This window comes from Massilia agri (assembly GCF_024753255.1).
Lineage (GTDB): Bacteria > Pseudomonadota > Gammaproteobacteria > Burkholderiales > Burkholderiaceae_D > Telluria > Telluria agri.
Map to the genome: position 1 here is coordinate 74,820 of NZ_JANUHA010000008.1, position 21,436 is coordinate 96,255.

Here is a 21,436-nt window from a genome sequence, read left to right on the forward strand (position 1 = left end):
GGCTCACATCCGTCCCCCCGCCGTATTCGCCTCGCCCTGCAGCAGCACCAGCACGCCGTTCATCACGAGCGCCAGCGTCACCAGCACGATGCCGAGCGCAATGCCTTGCGCGAACTCGCCCTTGCTGGTTTCCAGCGCGATCGCCGTGGTGATGGTGCGGGTCTGTCCTTCGATATTCCCGCCCACCATCAGCGCACAGCCGACTTCCGAGATCACGCGCCCGAAGCCGCTGATCACGGCGGCCATCACGCCATAGCGCGCCTCGTGCAGCACGGTGGTCATCACGCGCCAGCGCGAGGCCCCGTGCGCGACCGCCGTCTCCGCGTAACGCGGATCGAGCGCCTGCACGGCGGCCAGGGTAAACGCCAGCAGGACCGGCAGGCCGATCACCATCTGGCCGAGGATCACGCCCTGCTGCGAGAACAGCCATTCGAGGCCACCCATGGGACCGCGGCGCGACAGCAGCAGGTAGAGCAGGAGGCCGATGAGCACCGTCGGCAAGGACAGCGCGGCCTGGGCGATCCAGACGGCGATGCGCCGGCCCGGGAAGCGATGCATGGCGATCACGTAGCCGAGGAAGACCGCCGGCGGCGCGGCCAGCACCAGGCCCAGGATGCTGGTCTTGAGCGAGACCCAGACGATGTGCCACAGCGCGGCGTCGCCCGAGAACAGCAGCCAGAAAGCGTGCGTGATGGCGTCGAACAGGGACATCAGGCCAGCCGTGCTGCCCGGGGCGCGTTCAGGGGTTCCAGCAGATCGGGGTCGAACACCAGGCGCTCATGCCCGGCCAGCAGCAGGAAATGCTTGCCCGAGCAGCGCGCCAGCAGCGACATGCCGACCTTTTCGGCCACCATATGGCCCATCTGCGTGGTGCCGGAACGCGAGAGCAGGAAGGGAATCCCCATCTGCGCGCCCTTGATCACCATTTCCGAGGTCAGCCGTCCGGTGGTATAGAAGACCTTGTCGGCGCCTTCCACGGCGTCCAGCCACATCAGGCCGGCGATGGCGTCCACCGCATTGTGGCGGCCGACGTCCTCGACGAAATACAGCAGCTCGCCATCATGCGAGAACAGCGCGCAGCCGTGCACCGAGCCGGCCTGCTTGTAGATCGACTGCTGGGTGCGGATGGTCTCGACGATGCGGTAGACCACCGATTGCTGCAGGCGAGCTTCCTTGGGCAGCGCGATCTGGTCGACCTCGTCCATCAGCCCGCCGAACACCGAGCCCTGGCCGCAGCCCGTGGTGACTACCTTCCTGGCGGTGCGTTCCTCGACGTCGAGGATGCCGTTGCGGGTCACTACCGCCACCGCGTCGACCGACCAGTCGACCTGGATCGACACGATGTCTTCCAAGGTGCGCACCAGGCGCTGGTTGCGCAGGTAGCCCAGCACCAGGGCTTCCGGCGCTCCGCCCAGGGTCATCAGGGTGACGATCTCGCGCTTGTCCACGTAGACCGTGAGCGGGCGCTCGGCGGGAATGGCAATGCGGGACGGACGGCCACGCTCGTCCAGCGCGCTCACCTCGTGCGTAAGGCGGGCGCTGGCCTGGGACAGTTCAGGGCGGTAGCGTGGCGGTTCCTGGTGGTTCATGTTGCCAATTGTGCCATGCCGGCCAGGATTTGGCCGCCACCGTAGCTGCCCTGCGGTGCGACCTCCCCGCCCGGCGTCACCTTGATCGCGCAATACTTGAATTCCGGGATCTTGCCGAAGGGGTCGAGCGCCGCATTGGTGAGGCGGTTGATGGCCGCTTCGTAATAGCAGAAGGGCACGAAGATCGCGCCCACGGGCGAGCTGTCGTCCGCGCGTGCATACAGCACCACCTCACCACGGCGCGAGGCGATGGTGATGGCTTCGCCCGGCCTGATGCCCATGCGCTCCATGTCGAGCGGATGGACCAGCGCCACCGGATCGGGTTCGATCGCATCCAGCACCGTGGCGCGGCGCGTCATGCTGCCCGTATGCCAGTGCTCCAGCTGGCGCCCCGTGATCAGGACCATCGGATACTCGCCGTCGGGCCGCTCGTCGGCGGGGATGATGTCGGCCGGGACGAAGCGCGCCCTGCCGCCTTCGCGCGGGAACAGCTCGGTGAACACGACCGGCTGGCCGACGTCGCCCTCGTTCATGCAGGGGTAAACGACCGCACCGTTTCTTTCCAGGCGCTCCCAGGTGATGCCGCCGATGCTGGCCATGGTGCGGCGCATCTCGTCGAACACTTCCGATACGTGGCCGTAGTTCCAGGGCAGGCCGAGGCGGTTCGCCATTTGCTGGATGATCCACAGGTCCTGCTTCGCCTCGCCCGGCGGATCGATGGCCTGGCGGCCCAGTTGCACCAGGCGGTCGGTGTTGGTGAAGGTGCCGGTCTTCTCCGGGAAGGCGGATGCGGGCAGGATCACATCGGCCAGGTAGGCCGTCTCGGTGAGGAAGATGTCCTGCACCACCAGGTGCTCCAGTACGGCCAGCGCGGCGCGCGCATGGTTGGCGTCGGGGTCGGACATGGCCGGGTTCTCGCCCATGATGTACATGCCGCGCACCTGGCCGGCATCGATCGCGTCCATGATCTCGACCACGGTCAGGCCCGGCTTCGGATCGAGGGTGGCGCCCCAGGCCTGCTCGAAGCGTGCCCGCGCGGCCGGATTGTCGACGCGCTGGTAGTCCGGCAGCATCATCGGGATCAGGCCGGCGTCCGAGGCGCCCTGCACATTGTTCTGTCCGCGCAGCGGATGCAGGCCGGTGCCGGGGCGGCCGATCTGCCCCGTCATCAGGCTGAGTGCGATCAGGCAGCGCGCGTTATCGGTGCCGTGCACGTGCTGCGACACCCCCATGCCCCACAGGATCATCGATCCTTGCGACGTCGCATACAGGCGCGCGACGTAGCGGATGGTCTCCGCATCGATGCCGCAGATCGGCGCCATCGCTTCGGGGCTGTAGTCGGCCACATTGGCTTGCAGCTCGGCGTAGCCGATGGTGCGGCTGGCGATGAAGGCTTCGTCCACCAGTTTTTCGGTGACGATCACGTGCATCATCGCGTTGAGCAGGGCGACGTCGGTGTCCGGCTTGAACTGGAGGAAGCGGTGGGCGTGGCGCGCCAGCTCGGAGCGGCGCGGGTCCATCACGATCAGCTTCGCGCCGGTCTTGACGGCGTTCTTGATCCAGGTCGCCGCCACCGGATGGTTGACGGTCGGGTTGGCGCCGATGATCACGATCACCTCGGCGCGCGTCACGTCCATGACCGGGTTCGACACCGCGCCCGAGCCGATCCCTTCCAGCAGGGCCGACACCGAGGAGGCGTGGCACAGGCGCGTGCAATGGTCGACGTTATTCGTGCGGAAGCCCGTGCGCACCAGTTTCTGGAACAGGTAGGCTTCCTCGTTGCTGCCCTTGGCCGAGCCGAAGCCGGCCAGGGCCGCGCCGCCGTGCTGGTCGCGGATCTGCGCCAGCTTGCCGCCGGCCAGTTCGAGGGCCTCTTCCCAGCTCGCTTCGCGGAACACTTCCAGCACGCGGTCGGGGTCCATGGTGAAGTCGCCGCTTTTTGCTGCGCCTTCGCGGCGGATCAGCGGCTTCGTCAGGCGATGCGGGTGGTGGGCGTAGTCGAAGCCGTAACGCCCTTTCACGCACAGGCGGCCCAGGTTGGCCGGGCCCTGGCGGCCCTCCACGTAGAGGATCTTGTTGTCCTTGACGTTGTAGGTCAGCTGGCAGCCGACGCCGCAATAGGGACAGACCGAATCGACCTGCTTGTCCGGGATGTTCAGCGCCACCCCACGCGCCGGCATCAGGGCGCCGGTCGGGCAGGCCTGCACGCATTCGCCGCAGGCCACGCAGGTGGAGGCGCCCATCGGGTCGTCCTGGTCGAAAACGATCTTCGCGCCTTCGCCACGGAAGGCCAGGCCGATGACGTCATTGACCTGCTCGTCGCGGCAGGCGCGCACGCAGCGGGTGCACTGGATGCAGGCGTCCAGGTTGACGGTGATGGCGGCGTGGGTCGCGTCCAACTGCGGCTGGGCGCGGGTGGCGGCGAAGCGCGGCTTGCCGACGCCAAGTTTATCCGCCCACAGGTCGACCTCGTTCTTGCGGGTGTATTCCGCTTCGGGCATGTCAGCCAGCAGCAGTTCCAGCACCATCTTCTGGGCCGCGACTGCGCGCGGGCTGTCGGTCTTGACCTTCATTCCTGCACTCGGGTGGCGGCAGCACGAAGGCGCCAGCACGCGCTCGCCATCGATCTCCACCATGCAGGAGCGGCAGTTGCCGACCGCCTCGAAACCCTCCTTGTAGCACAGGCGCGGCACCTCGATGCCTTCGCGCGCGGCGACTTCGATCAGGGTTTCATGCGCCAGGGCCTGGACTTCGCGGCCGTTCAGTTCGAAAGTGACGACTGGGGTAGGAGCGTTCATGGCTGCACTAACTCATGTGGAAAGTATTTGATCACGCAATCGACCGGGTTCGGCGCAGCCTGTCCAAGGCCGCAGATCGACGCGTCGCGCATCACCTGCGACAGCTCGCCCAGGAGCAGCGTGTCCCATTGCGGCCGGCGGATCAGGTCGAGCGCCTTGGCGGTGCCGTTGCGGCAGGGCGTGCACTGGCCGCAGGACTCATCCTTGAAGAAGGCCATCGTGTTGCGCGCGGCGTCCACCGCGCTGTCGTGGTTCGACAGCACCACCACGGCGGCCGAGCCGATGAAGCAGCCATGGGGCTGCAGGGTGTCGAAGTCGAGCGGGATGTCGCCCATGGAGGCAGGCAGGATGCCGCCCGAGGCGCCGCCCGGCAGGTAGGCATAGAAGTCGTGGCCGTCCAGCATGCCGCCGCAGTATTCGTCGATCAGTTCGCGGATCGTGATACCGGCGGGCGCCAGCTTCACGCCCGGCTCGCGCACCCGGCCCGAGACCGAGAAGGAGCGCAGGCCGCGCCGGCCGTTGCGCCCGTGGCTGGCGAACCACTCGCCTCCCCGCTCCAGGATCTCGCGCACCCAGTACAGCGATTCGAAGTTGTGTTCCAGCGTGGGGCGGCCGAACAGGCCGACCTGGGCCACATAGGGCGGACGCAGGCGCGGCATGCCGCGCTTGCCCTCGATCGACTCGATCATGGCCGACTCTTCGCCGCAGAGATAGGCGCCGGCGCCGCGGCGAAGGTAGATCGGCGGCATGCCGGGCACCGGAGGGTCAAGGCGCAGCTTGTCCAGTTCCGCTTCCAGCATCGCGCGGCAGCCATGGTATTCGTCGCGCAGGTAGATGTAGATGGCCTCGATGCCGACCGCCCAGGCGGCGATCAGCATGCCCTCCAGGAAGCGGTGCGGGTCGCGCTCGAGGTAGAAGCGGTCCTTGAAGGTGCCCGGTTCGCCTTCGTCGATGTTGACGGCCATGAGGCGCGGGCCTGCTTCCGCCCGCACGATGCGCCATTTGCGACCGAGCGGGAAGCCTGCGCCGCCCAGGCCGCGCAGGCCGGAGCTGTCCATCGTGGCGATCACGCTTTCGACGTCGCGGCGGCCCTCGATGCAGTCGCGCAGCAGCGCGTAGCCGCCGGCGGCACGGTAGGCGGCGTAGTCGATGTGGGTGGTGACGGCGTCGCTCACCTGCCTGGTGGCGACCTTGGCGAGCACGGTCTCGAGCGTCGCCTGCGGCACGGCATGCTGCCCCACCACCGCCGCGGGCGCCTGTTCGCAGCGGCCGACACAGGGAGCCTCGAGCACGCGCACCTCGCGGCCCAGCAGCGCAGGCAGCTTCTCCAGCAGCGTGCGCGCGCCCGCCATCTCGCAGGACAGGCCGGCGCATACGCGCACCGTGAGCGCGGCGGTGGCGGCTTCGCCCTCCTTCACCACGTCGAAATGGTGGTAGAAGGTGGCGACCTCGTAGACCTCGGCCTGGGCCAGGCGCATCTCTTGTGCGAGCGCGGCCAGGTGCTGGCTGCTCAGGCAGCCGAAATGGTCCTGGATCTTGTGCAGGTGCTCGATCAGGAGGTCGCGCTGGCGCGATGCGGTGCCGAGCAGCCCCTGAACTTCGAGGAGGGCTTGCGGCTCAACGTGGCGGCCTTTCGGGGCTTCGCGCTTGCGCTGGCGGCTGGGGCCGGCGGGTGCGATCGGAATGATGGGGTGGTTCATGGTCCGTCCCTGCTGGTGTTAAATTAATCCGAAATATGCTTTAAAAAGCCTATTATGTCGCCGAATGTTTCCATGTCCCGGCAGCGTAACACGCTGTTTTTCTGATAAAAATAGGCTATTTTTAGCATATGTTTACCATCCACATCCGTCCACACTGGGAGATCAGCGTCAGGGGCGAAGCGCCCCTCGATACCGCCGACCTGCTCGGCCTGCTGCTGTCCATCCAGGACACCGGCTCGATCGCCCAGGCCGCGAAATCGGTGAAGCTGTCCTACCGCTACGCCTGGGGCCTGCTGCGCGCGGCCGAGGAACTGTTCGGCGAACAGCTGCTGCACACCGGGCGCGGACGCGGCACCCAGCTCACGCCGCTGGCGCAGAAGCTCGTCTGGGCCGACCGCCGCATCGCCGCGCGCCTTTCGCCCACCCTGCAAAGCCTGGCCTCCGAACTCGAAGTGGAACTGGGACGCATCACGGCCGGCCGCACGCGGCCGCTGCGCCTGGACGCCAGCCACGGTTTCGCGGTGGCCGCGCTGATGGGCTGCGTCGACCGCGACACGCTACCCATCGATTCGCGCTACCGGACCAGCACCGACGCCGTGATGGCGTTGGCGCGGCGCGACTGCGACCTGGCGGGCTTTCACGTCCCGATCGGGCGCTTCCAGGCGCCGACCGTGGCCTGGTACCTGCGCTGGCTCGATCCGGAGCAGCACTGCCTGGTGCGGGTCGCGGGCCGCGAGCAGGGCCTGATCACGGCGCGCGGCAACCCGCTCGGCCTGCGCGGCCTGCACGACCTCGCCCGCGCGGACGTGCGCTTCGTGAACCGCCAGGCCGGCTCGGGCACCCGCATGCTGCTCGAGATGATGCTGGCGGCGGAAGGCCTGGCGTTCGAGTCCATCAATGGCTTCAACAGCGCCGAGTTCACCCACTCCGCAGTGGCCGCCTACATCGCCAGCGGCATGGCCGATGCCGGCATGGGCATGCGCGCGGCGAGCGCGCAGTTCAAGCTCGACTTCATTCCCCTGCTGCGCGAAACCTATTATTTCGCACTGCGCCGCGACGCCCTCGAGGGAGCGGCCATGAGCCAGCTGCTGGAGCTGATGCGCCAGCCCGCGTACCACAAGCTGGTGGCGGCGCTGCCGGGCTACGACCCCACGGGGACCGGTGCGGTGCTGTCGATACGGGAAGCGTTTTCGCTGTAGGCCTTGCAGGCTGGCGAGCATGCGGGTATAAAGCAGGCCCTCATGATCGACCTGGCTACTCTTCCCGCGCGCATCGACGACATCGTGCGCATCAATGCGCAGCGCGCGCCGCTCGCGCCCGCGCTCGTCGATGGCGCGCGCACCTGGTCGTACGGCGAACTACAGCACGAGGTAGAACGCCAGGCGGACTGGCTGCGCCAGCTCGGCGTGCGGGCGGGCGACCGCGTCATGCTGGTCTCCGAAAACTGCGCCGCACAGGTCGCACTGCTGTTCGCCATCGCGCGCATCGACGCCTGGAGCGTCAACGTCAACGTCCGCCTCAGCGAAGGCGAGCTGGCCGCGATCCGCGCACATTGCACGCCGCGCCGCGTGATCCATGCCACCAGCGATGGCGTGGCGGCTGGCCCGCTCGATGCGGACACGGCACCGGAGCCAAGGCGCGCGGATGGCGCACAGATCGCCGCCCTGGTCTACACCACCGGCACCACCGGCAACCCCAAGGGCGTGATGCTGAGCCACGCGAACCTGCTGTTTGTCGCCGCCACATCCAGCGGCCTGCGCGGCCTGGTTCGGAGCGACCGGGCGGCGGGCGTGCTGCCGATCTCGCACGTCTACGGCCTCACCTCGGTGATGCTGGGCACCCTGTACGCCGGCGCCTGCCTGCACCTGCTTGCGCGCTTCGACGCCGCGGCGCTGCTGGCGCAGATCCGCGCAAACGGACTCACCATCGTGCAGGGCGTGCCGGCCATGTATGCGCGCCTGCTGGCGCTGGCCGGGCCGGGCCCGGTCGCATCGACATTGCGCTTCTGCTACGCCGGTGGCTCGCCGCTCGACCCACGGCTCAAGCGCTCGGTCGAAGACCTGTTCGGGCTGCCGCTGCACAACGGCTACGGTCTCACCGAGAGCGCACCCACCGTGTGCCAGACCCGCCTCGACGCGCCACGCGCGGACACCTCGGTCGGCCATCCGATCCCCGGGGTCGAGGTGCGCATCGAGCAGTCGGGAGAGCTGTGGGTGCGCGGGCCGAACGTCATGGCCGGCTACTACCGGGACGCGACGGCAACAAAGGCGGCACTCAAGCCCGACGGATGGCTCGCGACCGGCGACCTGGCCAGCATGGGCGAGGACGGCGCCCTGTTCATACAGGGACGGCTGAAGGAGCTCATCATCCGCTCCGGCTTCAATGTCTACCCGCCGGAGGTCGAGGCGGCGCTGGGTAGCCACCCGGGTGTGCTGCAGTCGGCGGTGGTGGGACGGCCTGCCGCGGACGGGGACGAGGAAGTGCTCGCTTTTGTCGAGACCCGCGAAGCGGTCGATGCGCAGGCGCTGCAGGACTGGCTCGTGCCGCGCCTGGCGCCCTACAAGCGGCCCTCGCGGATCGTCTTCATGGATGCGTTGCCGGCTGCGCCCAGCGGCAAGGTGCTGAAGCACCGGCTGTTGTAGGGTGTTCGGCTTCGCCGAACGCGCGTTCAAATCACCCGTGCGTTGTGACTCGATGGCCGGTAGGGTGGTCGGGAGACCCGACCACCCTACCGGCGGCGCTTCTTCCAGTTGTAATCGGGCCCCGTCACGTCGACACCCGGGTTCCCGACGAGGTCGGGATGCTCCGAACACATCGTCACGAAGCGCACCCCCTCGCCTTCGCGCTGGCGCTTGCGCAGCTCTTCCATGAACTGCATCGCCCCCACCATCTCCGTCGTCTCGAACAGCTTCTCGTGCGGCGTGCACCTGTCTTCGTCGACGATCGTCCAATACACCATGTACATCACACTCTCCTGTTTGCCGCATTGTCGCCCGAACGGAGTCCGCCCGGCGCACCGATTGTTTCCTGTCGATCCTCAAGAATTTCCAGTTAGCAGAAGTTAAGCGCAGAAATGAAGAACATGATTACAAAACGTAGGACTTGTCCGAAAAAGCCTTTTTATGTGGGCTACTTCACACAACCCGTCGCACGTGGCAATTAGGCTGGAGCCTGTCTTCATAAAAGCGGGTCAGAACATGAACACTCCGATGGATTCCCAGACCACTTTCCTCTCGAATGACGCCCCTGAACTGGCGCTGTGGGGCGGACTAGAATGCACGGTCAACCGTGTACGCGACAATTACTTCAGCCAGATGGACCGCAACGGCCATGCCGAGCGCCTGCAGGACATCGAACGTTTCGCTTCGCTCGGCATCAAGGCGGTCCGCTATCCGGTGCTGTGGGAGCGCACCGCGCCCGATGGCATCGAATCGGCCGACTGGACCTGGTCCGACGAGCGACTGCCCGCGCTGCGCGACCTGGGCGTCAACCCGATCGTCGGCCTGATCCACCATGGCAGCGGCCCGCGCCATACCAGCCTGGTCGATCCCGCCTTCCCCGAAAAGCTCGCCGAGTACGCCGGCGCGGTAGCCGCACGCTACCCCTGGGTCGAGTACTACACCCCGGTCAACGAACCGTTGACCACGGCGCGCTTCTCCGGCCTGGCAGGCGTGTGGTACCCGCACGGCAGCGACGAGGCAACCTTTGTCCGCGCCCTCATCAACCAGTGCCGCGCGGTGGTGCTGTCGATGCGCGCGATCCGCGCCGTCAACCCGGACGCCAAGCTGGTCCAGACCGACGACCTGTCGAAGACCTACGGCACGCCGGAAATGGAAGAGATCACCACCTTCTTCAACGACCGCCGCTGGCTGAGCTGGGACCTGCTGTGCGGGACGATCGACGAACAGCACCCCTTGTGGAACTACCTGATGGAGTCGAAGGCGACGCCGGAAGAACTGCGCTGGTTCCGCGACAATCCCTGCCCGCCGGACGTCATCGGCGTCAACTACTACGCGACCAGCGAGCGCTGGCTGGATCACCGTCCGGAGCGCTATCCGGAATCGCGCCGCCACGTCTACCGCGGCGTCCCCCATGCCGACATCGAGACCCCGCGCGCGCTGGCCACGCCGACGCCCGGCATCGCGCCCCTGCTGATGGAGACCTGGGAGCGCTACCGCCTGCCGATCGCCATCACCGAGGCCCACATCGACGCCAACCGCGAAGACCAGCTGCGCTGGCTGGTGGAGATCTGGAACGCCGCCCGCAAGGCGCGCCAGCAGGGCGCCGACGTGCGCGCCGTGACGGTCTGGGCCCTGCTGGGCTCCTACGACTGGAATTGCCTGGTCACCGAATGCCGCGGCTACTACGAGCCGGGCCCCTTCGACGTGCGCGGCGGCGAACCGCGCCCGACCGCGGTGGCCACCCTGATGCGCGAGCTCGCCACCGGACGCCCGCTGTCCAGCCCCGTGCTGCAGGGCGAAGGCTGGTGGCGCCGTCCGGGACGCTTCCTGTGCAAGCCGGTGGCGACCCGCACCGCGGTGGCGGACATCGCGATCCGCAGCCAGTTCAAGTCGAATGTGGTGCAGCCGATCCTGATCACCGGCGCCACCGGGACGCTCGGGTCGGCGTTCGCGCACATCTGCGAGAAGCGCAACCTGGCCTACCAGGTCCTGAACCGCCAGGAGATGGACATCACCGACCCCGCTTCGGTGGAGAGCGCCATCCAGCGCTACAAGCCCTGGGCCATCATCAATGCCGGCGGCTACGTCCGCGTGGACGAGGCGGAAAGCGATGCCGAGCGCTGCATGCGCGAGAACACCCTCGGGCCCACGGTGCTGGCCCTGGCCTGCATCCGCCACCAGCTGCGCTTCATGACCTATTCGACCGACCTGGTGTTCGACGGCACCAAGGGCGCGCCCTACGTCGAGTCGGACGCCCTGAACCCGCTGGGCGTCTACGGCCGCAGCAAGATGGAAGCCGAGCAGCGCGTGCTGGATGCCGATCCGCAGGCCCTGGTGATCCGCACCAGCGCCTTCTTCGGCCCCTGGGACCGCCACAACTTCGTGACCCAGGCCCTCAATAGCCTCGAAGCTGGCCAGCCCTTCCAGGCGGCGGGCGACATGGTGGTCTCGCCCACCTATGTGCCGGACCTGGTCAACGTCTCGCTCGACCTCCTGATCGACCGCGAGCGGGGCGTCTGGCACCTCACCAACGCCGAAGCCGTGACCTGGGCCGAGCTGGCGCGGCGCGCCTGCGATGCGGCGGGCGTGGATTCGTCCAGGCTGGAGGTGGTGTCGAGCGAAAGCTGTGGCCATGCGGCGCGCCGGCCGGAATTCAGCGCGCTCTCGAGCGAACGCGCACTGATGCTGCCCTCGCTGGACGACGCGCTGCGCCGCTACGTGGAAGCGGTCCAGGACCGGGCCCACGGCCGCGATGCGGAGCAGCCCGGAGAGGCGGCGCACTACGCGAGCTGAGCCCCGGGGACTTACCCCTGCTGGATAACGCGCACCTGTCGGTGCGCGTTTTTTTTGCTCTTGTGAGATATCACAATGTCAACTTTGCCTTGCAGGTACTTAATTGACCAATGCACAGAGCGAGGTGAACCATGAACGCGTATTACATCGATCTCGGGTACAAGGACGTCCGCATCGGCATGTACGACCGCCTGGATTTCGACCAGGACGGCATCCCGCGCTACCGCTACCCGACGGGGCTCTACTACAACATCACTTTCATCTGCCACTTCGCGCTCTACCACCATTCGCGCTGGCTCAAGTTCGGGCGGCTCGAAGACCTGCTGCTGTTCCTGCGGGTCAGCGAATGGATCGTCCTGCACGGCGAGGAAAGCGCGGACAGCTTCATCTTTCCCTACACCTTCCCCTATAGCTGCCCGCATGCGCACCTGTCGCCGCCGTGGATCTCGGCGCTGGGACAGGGCCGCATGCTGTCGGTGCTATCGAGGGCCCATGCGATCACGGGGAAGGAGGAATTCCTGCGCGTGGCGCGCAAGGCGATGCGGCCCTTCGAGCTGCCGTCCAGCCAGTGCGGCGTGCAGGCGCGCTTTCCCGACGGCGGAATCGGCTTCGAGGAGTATCCCGGCGTGGAGCCGAACCTGGTCCTCAACGGCCTGATCACGGCGCTGGCCGGCCTCTACGACCTGGGCGAAACGGGGAAGGCGCCGCGTGCCTGCGAACTGTTCCGCCAGGGTGTCCTGAGCCTGGAGGCCAACCTGCACCGCTACGACCTGGCTTACTGGAGCGCCTACGACCTGACGGGCTATGTGGCGAGTTCCAACTACCACCTCTACCACATCATGCAGCTCTGGGCCCTGTACGAGATGACGGGCCGCGAGGCCTTCAAGCGCACCACCCTGAAGTGGCAGGGCTACCGCAAGGGCCCGCGCTTCCACGCGACTTACCTGGTGTCGCGCGGGCGCACCTGGCTCAACCAGCAGCTGGCGTAGGGGTGATCTGGTCCGGTGGACCAGATCACGCTTCGCCGACCGCGCGTTCAAATTTCTCTTGCGCTGCTACTGCGCGTCCGTGAGCTGAACGCGCGGTCGGCAGAGCCGACCACCCTACCGTTCGTCGGCGGCGACGAACTGCAGGCGGTACAGGTTCGCGTACATGCCGTTCGCGTCGAGCAGCTCGGCATGCGTGCCCTGCTCGACGATGCGGCCATGCTCCATCACCACGATGCGGTCGGCACGCTCGATGGTCGACAGGCGATGCGCGATCACGATGGTGGTGCGGCCGGCCATGAGGGTCTCGAGCGCCGCCTGCACCGCGCGTTCGGACTCGTTGTCGAGCGCCGAAGTGGCTTCGTCGAGGATCAGGATCGGCGCGTCCTTGTAGATCGCGCGCGCGATCGCCACGCGCTGGCGCTGGCCGCCCGACAGGCGCATGCCGTTCTCGCCGATGCGGGTCTCGACGCCCTCTTCCAGCTTGGCCACGACATCAAGCAGGTGCGCGGCCTTGACCGCCGCCGCCAGGCGCTCGTAGTCGATGGACTCGAAGCCGTAGGCGATGTTGGCGGCCAGGGTGTCGTCGAACAGCACCACGTTCTGGCTCACCATCGCCAGCTGCGAACGCAGGCTGGCCAGCTTGATGTCCTGGTAGGGCACGCCGTCGAGCAGCAGGCGGCCGCCTTCCGGATCGTAGAAGCGGGTGACGAGGTTGACGAACGTGGACTTGCCGCCGCCCGACACGCCTACCAGCGCCACGGTCTGGCCGGGCTGCACGTCGAGCGTCACTTCGCTCAAGGCAGGGTTCATCGCGTTCGGATAGCGGAAGGTGACGTTCTCCAGGCGCAGGTGGCCCTGGGCGCGGCCAAGCTCGCGGGTGCCGGTGTCGACTTCCGGCGGCGAGTCGATCAGGTTGAACACCGTCTCGGCCGCGGCGATCCCGCGCTGCATCGGGCCGTTCACCTCGGCCAGGGATTTGAGTGGCGTGAGCAGCATCAGCATCATCGTCACGAACTGCACGAATTCGCCTTGCGTCATGTTCGCCTGGATCGCCAGCACGACCACCAGCGACAGCGCCATCGCGGTGGCGATCTGGGTGATCGGCGTGGTGGCCGCAAACGCCACCGTCATGCGCTGGGAGAAGCCGAGCAGGGCCTGGCTGCGCTTGTGGAAACGGGCACGCTCGTAGCGCTCGCCCGAGAACACGCGGATCACCTGGTGGCCGCGCGTGGCTTCCTCGACCACTTGCGTCATCTCGGCCGTCACGCGCAGGTTCTCGCGGTTCAGGCGGCGCAGGCGGCCGGTGGTGGTGCGCACGATCACGGCGGTGAGCGGGACCACGACGATGGCGACCAGGGTCAGCTTCCAGTTCAGGTAGAGCAAGGTGCCGAGCAGGCCGATCACGACCAGGGTGTCGCGCACGCAGGCGACGAACACCGACTGCAGCATGTCGACTACCTGGCGCACCTCGTTCACCACGACGTTGATGATCTTGCCGGTCGACTCTTCGTGGAAGCGCGCCACCGGCAGCCGCAGGATGCGGTCGAAGACCTGCGCGCGCAGGTCGTTGAGCACGCGGCTGGTGACCCAGTTGTTCAGGTAGGCGGTCGAGAAGGTGCCGATGCCGCGCAGGATGAAGATCGAGACCAGCACGCCGGGGATCCACCACAGGCTGAAGGGCACCTTTTCCTTGAAGCCGAGGTCGATCAGCAGTTGCAGCGCCTTGCCCAGCAGCGGCTGGGTGGCGGCGGTGAGCGCCATCGACAGCAGCGCGAGCCAGGCCCGGGTCTGGTAGGGCTTGACGACCGCCAGCAGGCGCTTGACGATCGTCTTGTTGTCTAACTTATTGTCCATGCTTGTTGTCTAGGTTTAACTTCGCAGCCTTCGCATTCAGGCAGAAGCCCATGAGCAGGAACACCATGAGCGCGTAGAACATGCTGCCCTTCAGGGACCAGAAAATGACCTCGGTCAGGCCGAAGCTGAAATAGCTGAGCACCACCAGCATGCCGGCCAGCGCCGGCGCGAACATCTGCGCGGCCTGGGGGCTCAGGGGTGATTCTCCGCGGTAGGCGCCGCGCCCCAGGGCGCGCGCGAAGAAGGCGAAGGGTGCGGCCAGGATGCCGATCCAGGCCGCCAGGCCGAAGACGCCCCCGGTGGCCATGGCCTGCAGCGCGTCGTTGTGCAGGTGGTCGGGCGCCAGCACCACGTCCTGCAGCTTGCCCTCGTCGACCAGGCGGCGCAGTTCCTGCCGCACGGTCGAGGGGTCGCGCCCGAACAGCGGCTGTTCCTCGATCAGGTAGCGCGCGCCCGTCCACAATTCGAGGCGGATGCCGACGTTGCTGAAGGCGCTGCCGCCATCCATCCAGGTCTGCACGTCGTAGATGCCCTGCTCGACCCGCTGCGCCATGCCGGTGGCCGGAATGAAGAAGGTCGAGGCGAACAGCGCGAAGCTGCCCACCACAAGCAGGCGCACGCGACGGCTCTTGAGCAGGCGCGCATAGGTCAGGAACAGGATGGCGGCCAGCGCCAGCGCGACCCAGCCGCCGCGGGTGCCGGTGGCGATCATGGCCGCCAGCCCGGCGACGGCGCCGATGGCGGGCAGGATCGCCTTGCGGGTGCTGTGACGGTAGTCGATGGCGGCGGCCAGCGCCACCAGGCACAGGCACAGCGCGAGGTCGCCGAAGGTGATCGGATTGAGCCAGCCGCCGGGACGCGGAATCTCCTGCACAATGCGTTGCCAGGCCACGAAAGGCAGCGCGGCCACCGCGCCGGCAGTCACGCCCCACCACAAGGTGGCACGCTGCGGCTGCGCCAGCAGCACCAGGGCGGCCGCGCTCAGGCCCATCAGCATGCGCGCGGGCTTGTCGAGGTAGCGCAGGTCGGTTTCCGGGCGCAGCAGCACGCAGGCCAGGGCGAGCAGGAGGTTGAAGGCGAATGCGGCCACCACCCAGCGGATGTCCGGCCAGTGCGGGCGAAGCGCCTGCCACGCCTTGCGCGGCACGATCAGTGCGGCAAGCACGAAAACGATGCTGCTGAAGCCGATGCCGGACGGGGTGATGAGGCTGAGGAAAGGGAACAGGAAAACCAGCACGCCGATCAAACGCTGCATCGGCGTCCCGATTGCCATCGGATTATTGTTCATTCATGTTCTTGTAGGATATTCTTGCCTGCCTTGTAGCGCGTGTTTATTGGACCCCCATGCAGCAATCCCCGACCATTTCTGTCGTGATCACCACGTACAACCGCCCCGACGCCCTTGCGGCGGTGGTGGAAGCCTGTTTCATGCAGGACGACAAGAATTTTGAAATCATTATCGCTGATGACGGCTCGACTGCCAACACGCGGGATACCGTCGCACGGCTGGCCGCAGGCGCGCCGGTGCCCGTGAAACACGTCTGGCAGCCGGACGAGGGCTTCCGCGCCGCGATGGCGCGCAACCGCGGCACGCTCGCGGCAACCGGCGACTATATCATTTTCCTGGACGGCGACTGCGTGCCGCAGCGCGACTTCATCGCCCGCCACCGGCGACTTGCCCGCCCGGGCTTCCTCGTTTCCGGCAGCCGCATCCTCCTGAGCCAGGCCCTGACCGAACGCGTGCTGCGCGAGCACATCGACGTCGCCGGCATGAGCGTATTCGCCCGCGTGCGCCACCGTCTGCGCGGCGACATGAACAAGGTGCTGCAGACGATGCTGCGCTGGCCCGACCTCGGCCGCGTGCGCCGCAGCTTCAGCTGGCGCCGCATCAAGAGCTGCAACCTGGCTGTCTGGCGCGCGGACCTGGACAAGGTCAACGGCTTCGACGAGAGCTTCGTCGGCTGGGGCCACGAGGATTCCGACCTGGTCCTGCGCCTGTTCCACGCCGGCGTGCAGCGCAAGGACGGCGCCCTGGCCACCGAGGTGCTGCACCTGTGGCACCGCGAGGCCAGGCGCGACGAGGAATCCAGCAACCGCAAGGTGGTCCTCGAACGTGCCGCGAACAAGACCATCCAGGCCGTGCGCGGACTGCGCGAACATGCGAACGAAGGGCCCTTCACCTTCCCCGGCTGATGCAGCGCGCATGTTCCTGGCATGCATAGATTGACCATTCGGACAGGGGCATGCAATCATCGATTGATCAGCCAACTGTCCCGAAAGGTAGGTCAACGTGCGTCAAATGTATGCATTTCTCCTTGCAACAGCGGTTTCCGGCACTGCCGCCGCACAGGCCTACCAGCCCGATTTCGACCCCGGCAAACTGAAAGGCCCGGCCAGGGGTCCCGCCAACGAAGTGATGGTGCTCGGCTCGCCCCACCTGTCCTACTTCCCGAAGACCTTCGACCCCGCCACCCTGCGCGGCCTCGAGGACCGGCTGGCCGCTTGGAAGCCGGACATGATCAGCATCGAGGCGCTGTCGGGGGCGCAGTGCGACCACGTGCGCCGCTATCCGGGCCGCTACAAGGACACCATCGAGACCTACTGCTGGGACCCGGCGCCGGCCCGCGCCGCAACCGGGCTGGACGTCCCGGCCGCCACCGCGCAGGCCGAGGAGATGCTGGCATCCTGGCCCGCGAACCCGTCCGCCAGCCAGCGCCGCCGCCTGGCCGCCCTCTTCCTGGCCGGCGGCGAACGCGCCTCGGCCACGGTGCAGTGGCTGCGCCTGCCGGAGGCCGAGCGGCGCGCCGGCGACGGTCTCGACGACAAACTGGTAGAGATGCTGAACAAGCTGAAGGACCGGCGCGACGAAAGCATTCTCATCGCCGCCCGCCTGGCCGCGCGCCTGGGCCACGAGCAGGTTTACGCGATGGACGACCACACGGCCGACCGCATGGTCGCGGATGAAGCGGGCTGGGGCGCCGCGATCAAGAAGGCCTGGGACAATCCGGCGGCCAACAAGCGCCGCGCGGCCGGCAAGGCAGTGCAGGAGAAACTGGGAACGCCGGAAGATGTACTGGCGGCGTACCGCGTCTACAACTCGCCGGAAGAGATGCGGCTTGCCCACCAGGGCGACTGGGGCGCCGCGCTGGAAGAGCTGTCACCGCAGCGCTTTGGCCGCCAGTACGTGGGCTACTGGGAGACGCGCAACCTGCGCATGGCGGGGAATATTCGCGATGCGATGACGCCGCGGCCGGGCAGCAGGATGCTGGTGGTGGTGGGGGCGTCGCACAAGGGTTATCTGGAGGCGTATCTGCACCAGATGCATGATGTACGGGTGGTAGACACGGCGCCGATGCTGAAGTGATGCGTTAGCGGCGTGCGAAGTTTTCGTAGGGTGGGCAAGTTCCTTGCCCACGCGTTCAGCCGGCGGAAACGTCGCCACGGCGCATCCGTGAATTGAACGCGTGGGCGGCTCCAGCGCGCAGGAAAATTGGTATCCGGGGTATAGCCGCCCACCCTACGACAATCCGAATCAGTACTCCACCGCCACATCCTTCGCCCCGATCACCAACTCAAGCTGCTGCTTGAGCGTATCCGACGGCGCCACGCGCCACTCGTCGCCCAGCTGCAGCGTGGCCTCGACACCCTGCGGCTTGATGCGCAGGCTGACCGGCATGCCGTTCTCCAGGCGGTGCGGCTGCAAGACCTCGGCCAGCTTGGCCGGGTTGAGGTCGCAGGACACGTCCATCTCCAGCTTGAAGCCGTACTGGATGCGCGCCGCGGCGATGTCGAAGGCCTTTTCGGCCGTGATGCGCAGGCCGCCGTTGAAGCGGTCTTCCGACACCTTGCCGACCACCAGCAGGAACTCGTCTTCCTTGAAGATGTTCTTGTTCTGCTCCATCAGCTCGCTGTAGATCGTCACCTCGACCACGCCGGTCTTGTCGTCCAGCGAGACGATCAGGATCTTGCCGCGCTGGGTCATCTGGGTGCGCACGCCGGTGATCACGCCGCACAGCATGCGCGGGTCGCGCGAGGGCTCCAGGTCCTTCAGCTTGGTCTTGGCGAAGCGCCGCACCTCGGCCGCATACGAGTCGAACATATGGCCCGACAGGTAGTAGCCGAGCGCGATCTTCTCTTCGGCCAGCTTCTGGCGGTCGGTCCAGGGGGTCGCCTTCACGTATTCCGGCGGGGCCACCAGGTCGGAATCGTCACCGCCGAACAGGCTCACCTGGTTCGCGCTGGCGGCGGCCTGGCCGGCCGCTTCCATCGCGAAGCCGACGGAAGCCAGCAGCACGGCGCGGTCGACGCCGAAGCAGTCCATGGCGCCGGCGCGGATGAGCGACTCGATGGTGCGGCGGTTGATCTGCTTGCGGTCGACGCGCATGCAGAAGTCGAACAGGTCCTTGAACTTGCCGCCTTCCGTGCGCGCGGCGATGATGGCCTCGATCGCGCCCTGGCCGGCGCCCTTCACGCCGCCCAGGCCGTAGCGGATGTTCGCCACCTGCTTGCCGGTGACGGAACGCGGCGGGCCTTCCGGGGTGAAGCGGAACTGCGATTCGTTGACGTCGGGCGGCAGGATGGTGAGTTTACAGACGTCGATCGCATCCTCGACCAGGATCTTGATCTTCTCGGTGTCTTCCATCGCCAGCGACATGTTGGCTGCCATGAACGCGGCGGTGTGGTGCACCTTCAGGTACGCCGTGTGGTAGGACAGCAGCGCATAGGCGGCCGCGTGCGACTTGTTGAAGCCGTAGCCCGCGAACTTCTCCATCAGGTCGAAGATCTCGTCGGCCTTTTCGGTCGACAGGCCGTCTTTCGCGGCGCCCGCGCGGAAGATCTCGCGGTGCTCGGCCATTTCCTCGGCCTTCTTTTTACCCATCGCGCGGCGCAGCATGTCCGCGCCGCCCAGCGAGTAGCCGCCGACGATCTGCGCCATCTGCATGACCTGCTCCTGGTAGACCATGATGCCGTAGGTCTCGGACAGGATGGACTCGGTACGCGGGTCCGGGTAGTCGAACTTCTCGCCGTGCTTGCGTTTGCAGAAGTCGGGGATCAGGTCCATCGGACCCGGGCGGTAGAGCGCCACCAGCGCGATGATGTCCTCGAAGCGGTCGGGACGCGCATCCTTCAGCATGCCCTGCATGCCGCGCGATTCAAGCTGGAAGATCGCGACGGTCTTGGCGTCGGACAGCAGCTTGTACGAAGGCCGGTCGGTCAGCGGCAGCGACTCGAGGTTGAAGTCGGCGTCGGCCGGATCGAGCGCACGGATGTAGTTCACCGCGCGGTCGAGGATGGTGAGCGTGGTCAGGCCCAGGAAGTCGAACTTCACCAGGCCGACGGCCTCCACGTCGTCCTTGTCGTACTGCGAGACCACGCCGGCGTCGCCGCCCTGGGTGTACAGCGGGCAGAAGTCGGTGAGCTTGCCCGGCGCGATCAAGACGCCCCCGGCGTGCATGCCGATGCCGCGGGTGATGCCCTCGACCTGCTGGGCGAGGTCGAGCAACTGCTTGACCTCTTCCTCGTTCTCGAGGCGCTCCTTGAGCAGCGGTTCCTCTTCGATGGCTTCCGCGATCGAGACCTGCTTGCCCGGCTTGAAGGGAATCAGCTTGGAGATGCCGTCGCAGAAGTTGTAGCCGAAGTCGAGCACGCGGCCGACGTCGCGGATCGCGCCCTTGGCCGCCATGGTGCCGAAGGTGGCGATCTGCGATACTGCATCACGTCCATACAAATCTTTTACGTGCTGGATCACGAGTTCGCGCTTCTCCTGGCAGAAGTCGATGTCGAAGTCGGGCATCGAGACGCGTTCCGGGTTCAGGAAGCGCTCGAACAGCAGGTTGTATTTCAGCGGGTCGAGGTCGGTGATTTTTAACGCATAAGCGACAAGGGAACCCGCACCCGAGCCGCGGCCCGGGCCGATCGGCACGCCGTTGTTCTTGCCCCACTGGATGAACTCCGCCACGATCAGGAAGTAGCCCGGGAACTTCATCTTGATGATGGTCTGGTTCTCGAACTCCAGGCGCGCCTCGTAGCGCGGCCGCTCCTTCTCGCGCTGCTCTTCGTTCGGGTACAGCTGCACCAGGCGCTCTTCCAGTCCTTTCTTCGTCTCCGAGACGAGGAAGTCGTCGATGGTCATGCCATCCGGGGTCGGGAAGTCCGGCAGCTGGGGCTTGCCCAGCGTGAGGGTGACGTTGCAGCGCTTGGCGATTTCCACCGAGTTGGCGAGCGCGCCCGGCAGGTCGGCGAACAGCTCGGCCATCTCCTGCTGCGACTTGAAGCACATCTCTTCGTTGAAGCGGCGCACGCGCTTGGCGTTGGCCAGCATTTCGCCTTCGGCGATACAGGTGCGCGCCTCGTGGGCGATGAATTCGTCCTTGCTGATGAACTGCACCGGATGGGTGGCCACCACCGGCAGCCCCTGGCGCGCAGCGAGGGCCACCGACTGGCGCACGACCTGTTCCTGGTTGGCCTGGCCGGCGCGCTGGATCTCGATGTAGAAGTGGCCCGGGAAGATGCGCGACCAGCGTTCCGCCGCGCGCTCGGCGCGTTCGATGTCGCCCTGCTCGAGGGCCTGGCCGACGTCGCCAAAAGACGCGCCCGAGAGCACGATCAGGGCATTGGCCTGGTCGACGCCTGGTTCCAGGGTCGAGGTCGAGGTGGCGAGCGCCTCCAGCCACTCGACGCGGATCTCGGCGCGGCCCTTGTACTGGTTGGTGAGCCAGGCTTTCGACAGCAGCTCGCACAGCTGCAGGTAGCCGGTGCGGTTCTTCGCCAGGATCAGCAGGCGCGAAGGCTTGTCACGGTTGTCGTCGTTGGTGATCCAGGCGTCGACGCCCACGATCGGCTTGATCCCCTTGCCGCGCGCCGCCTTGTAGAAGCGCACCAGGCAGAACATGTTCGCCAGGTCGGTCACCGCGAGCGCGGGCTGCCCGTCCTTCGCGGCGGCCGCCACGAGGTCGTCGATGCGCACGAGGCCGTCGACGATGGAGTATTCGGAATGGACGCGGAGGTGGGTGAAGATCGGGGAAGTCATCC

Annotated in this window: 14 protein-coding genes; 6 read left to right on the forward strand and 8 right to left on the reverse strand. The window is 66.9% G+C overall.

Annotated elements, in window-relative coordinates; all coding sequences use genetic code 11:
* Positions 1-3: 3 nt before the first annotated feature.
* Genes NX780_RS13045 through NX780_RS13060 form a run of 4 tightly spaced genes read right to left on the reverse strand, consistent with a single transcriptional unit; the run spans position 4 to position 6,087 of the window.
* Positions 4-711, reverse strand: coding sequence for an ABC transporter permease (locus tag NX780_RS13045; RefSeq protein WP_258828301.1), 708 nt, complete (start codon positions 709-711; stop codon positions 4-6).
* Entirely contained in the window at positions 711-1,589 is an 879-nt protein-coding gene (locus tag NX780_RS13050) for a formate dehydrogenase accessory sulfurtransferase FdhD (protein WP_258828302.1), read from the reverse strand. The genes NX780_RS13045 and NX780_RS13050 overlap by 1 nt, the downstream gene beginning before the upstream one ends.
* Positions 1,586-4,387 carry a formate dehydrogenase subunit alpha gene (gene fdhF / locus NX780_RS13055; RefSeq protein ID WP_258828303.1) on the reverse strand — a complete coding sequence of 934 codons (2,802 nt, stop codon included), beginning with the start codon at positions 4,385-4,387 and terminating at the stop codon, positions 1,586-1,588. The genes NX780_RS13050 and fdhF overlap by 4 nt, the downstream gene beginning before the upstream one ends.
* Complete coding sequence (locus NX780_RS13060) at positions 4,384-6,087, reverse strand: NAD(P)H-dependent oxidoreductase subunit E (protein ID WP_258828304.1); 1,704 nt, start codon at positions 6,085-6,087, stop codon at positions 4,384-4,386. The genes fdhF and NX780_RS13060 overlap by 4 nt, the downstream gene beginning before the upstream one ends.
* A gap of 128 nt (positions 6,088-6,215) precedes the next feature.
* Here NX780_RS13060 and NX780_RS13065 point away from each other — a divergent pair, with 128 nt between their 5' ends.
* Positions 6,216-7,286: a substrate-binding domain-containing protein gene (locus NX780_RS13065; protein WP_258828305.1), complete on the forward strand. Its 1,071-nt coding sequence runs from the start codon at positions 6,216-6,218 to the stop codon at positions 7,284-7,286.
* Between the two features lie 42 nt (positions 7,287-7,328).
* On the forward strand, positions 7,329-8,729 hold the full coding sequence (locus NX780_RS13070; RefSeq protein WP_258828306.1) for a class I adenylate-forming enzyme family protein: 1,401 nt from the start codon (positions 7,329-7,331) through the stop codon (positions 8,727-8,729).
* Between the two features lie 86 nt (positions 8,730-8,815).
* Here the strand turns inward: NX780_RS13070 and NX780_RS13075 are convergent, their stop codons facing one another.
* The gene (locus NX780_RS13075) at positions 8,816-9,052 is read right to left on the reverse strand and encodes a hypothetical protein (RefSeq protein ID WP_258828307.1); all 237 of its coding nucleotides are present in this window, start codon (positions 9,050-9,052) and stop codon (positions 8,816-8,818) included.
* 232 nt (positions 9,053-9,284) lie between these two features.
* Here NX780_RS13075 and rfbD point away from each other — a divergent pair, with 232 nt between their 5' ends.
* A complete protein-coding gene (gene rfbD / locus NX780_RS13080; RefSeq protein ID WP_258828308.1) occupies positions 9,285-11,561 on the forward strand; it encodes a dTDP-4-dehydrorhamnose reductase in 2,277 nt (758 codons plus the stop codon).
* Between the two features lie 131 nt (positions 11,562-11,692).
* Positions 11,693-12,550, forward strand: a complete 858-nt coding sequence (locus NX780_RS13085; RefSeq protein ID WP_258828309.1) for a D-glucuronyl C5-epimerase family protein — start codon at positions 11,693-11,695, stop codon at positions 12,548-12,550.
* 114 nt (positions 12,551-12,664) lie between these two features.
* Here the strand turns inward: NX780_RS13085 and msbA are convergent, their stop codons facing one another.
* On the reverse strand, positions 12,665-14,404 hold the full coding sequence (msbA, locus tag NX780_RS13090) for a lipid A export permease/ATP-binding protein MsbA (protein WP_258828310.1): 1,740 nt from the start codon (positions 14,402-14,404) through the stop codon (positions 12,665-12,667).
* Positions 14,394-15,692: an O-antigen ligase family protein gene (locus NX780_RS13095; RefSeq protein WP_258828311.1), complete on the reverse strand. Its 1,299-nt coding sequence runs from the start codon at positions 15,690-15,692 to the stop codon at positions 14,394-14,396. The genes msbA and NX780_RS13095 overlap by 11 nt, the downstream gene beginning before the upstream one ends.
* Before the next feature lie 56 nt (positions 15,693-15,748).
* Here NX780_RS13095 and NX780_RS13100 point away from each other — a divergent pair, with 56 nt between their 5' ends.
* Both NX780_RS13100 and NX780_RS13105 read left to right on the forward strand, forming a co-directional pair.
* Positions 15,749-16,597, forward strand: a complete 849-nt coding sequence (locus NX780_RS13100) for a glycosyltransferase family 2 protein (protein WP_258828312.1) — start codon at positions 15,749-15,751, stop codon at positions 16,595-16,597.
* A gap of 106 nt (positions 16,598-16,703) precedes the next feature.
* Positions 16,704-17,768 carry a DUF5694 domain-containing protein gene (locus tag NX780_RS13105; RefSeq protein WP_258828313.1) on the forward strand — a complete coding sequence of 355 codons (1,065 nt, stop codon included), beginning with the start codon at positions 16,704-16,706 and terminating at the stop codon, positions 17,766-17,768.
* Positions 17,769-17,936: 168 nt separating this feature from the next.
* Here the strand turns inward: NX780_RS13105 and dnaE are convergent, their stop codons facing one another.
* On the reverse strand, positions 17,937-21,434 hold the full coding sequence (dnaE, locus tag NX780_RS13110; RefSeq protein ID WP_258828314.1) for a DNA polymerase III subunit alpha: 3,498 nt from the start codon (positions 21,432-21,434) through the stop codon (positions 17,937-17,939).
* Positions 21,435-21,436: the final 2 nt, after the last annotated feature.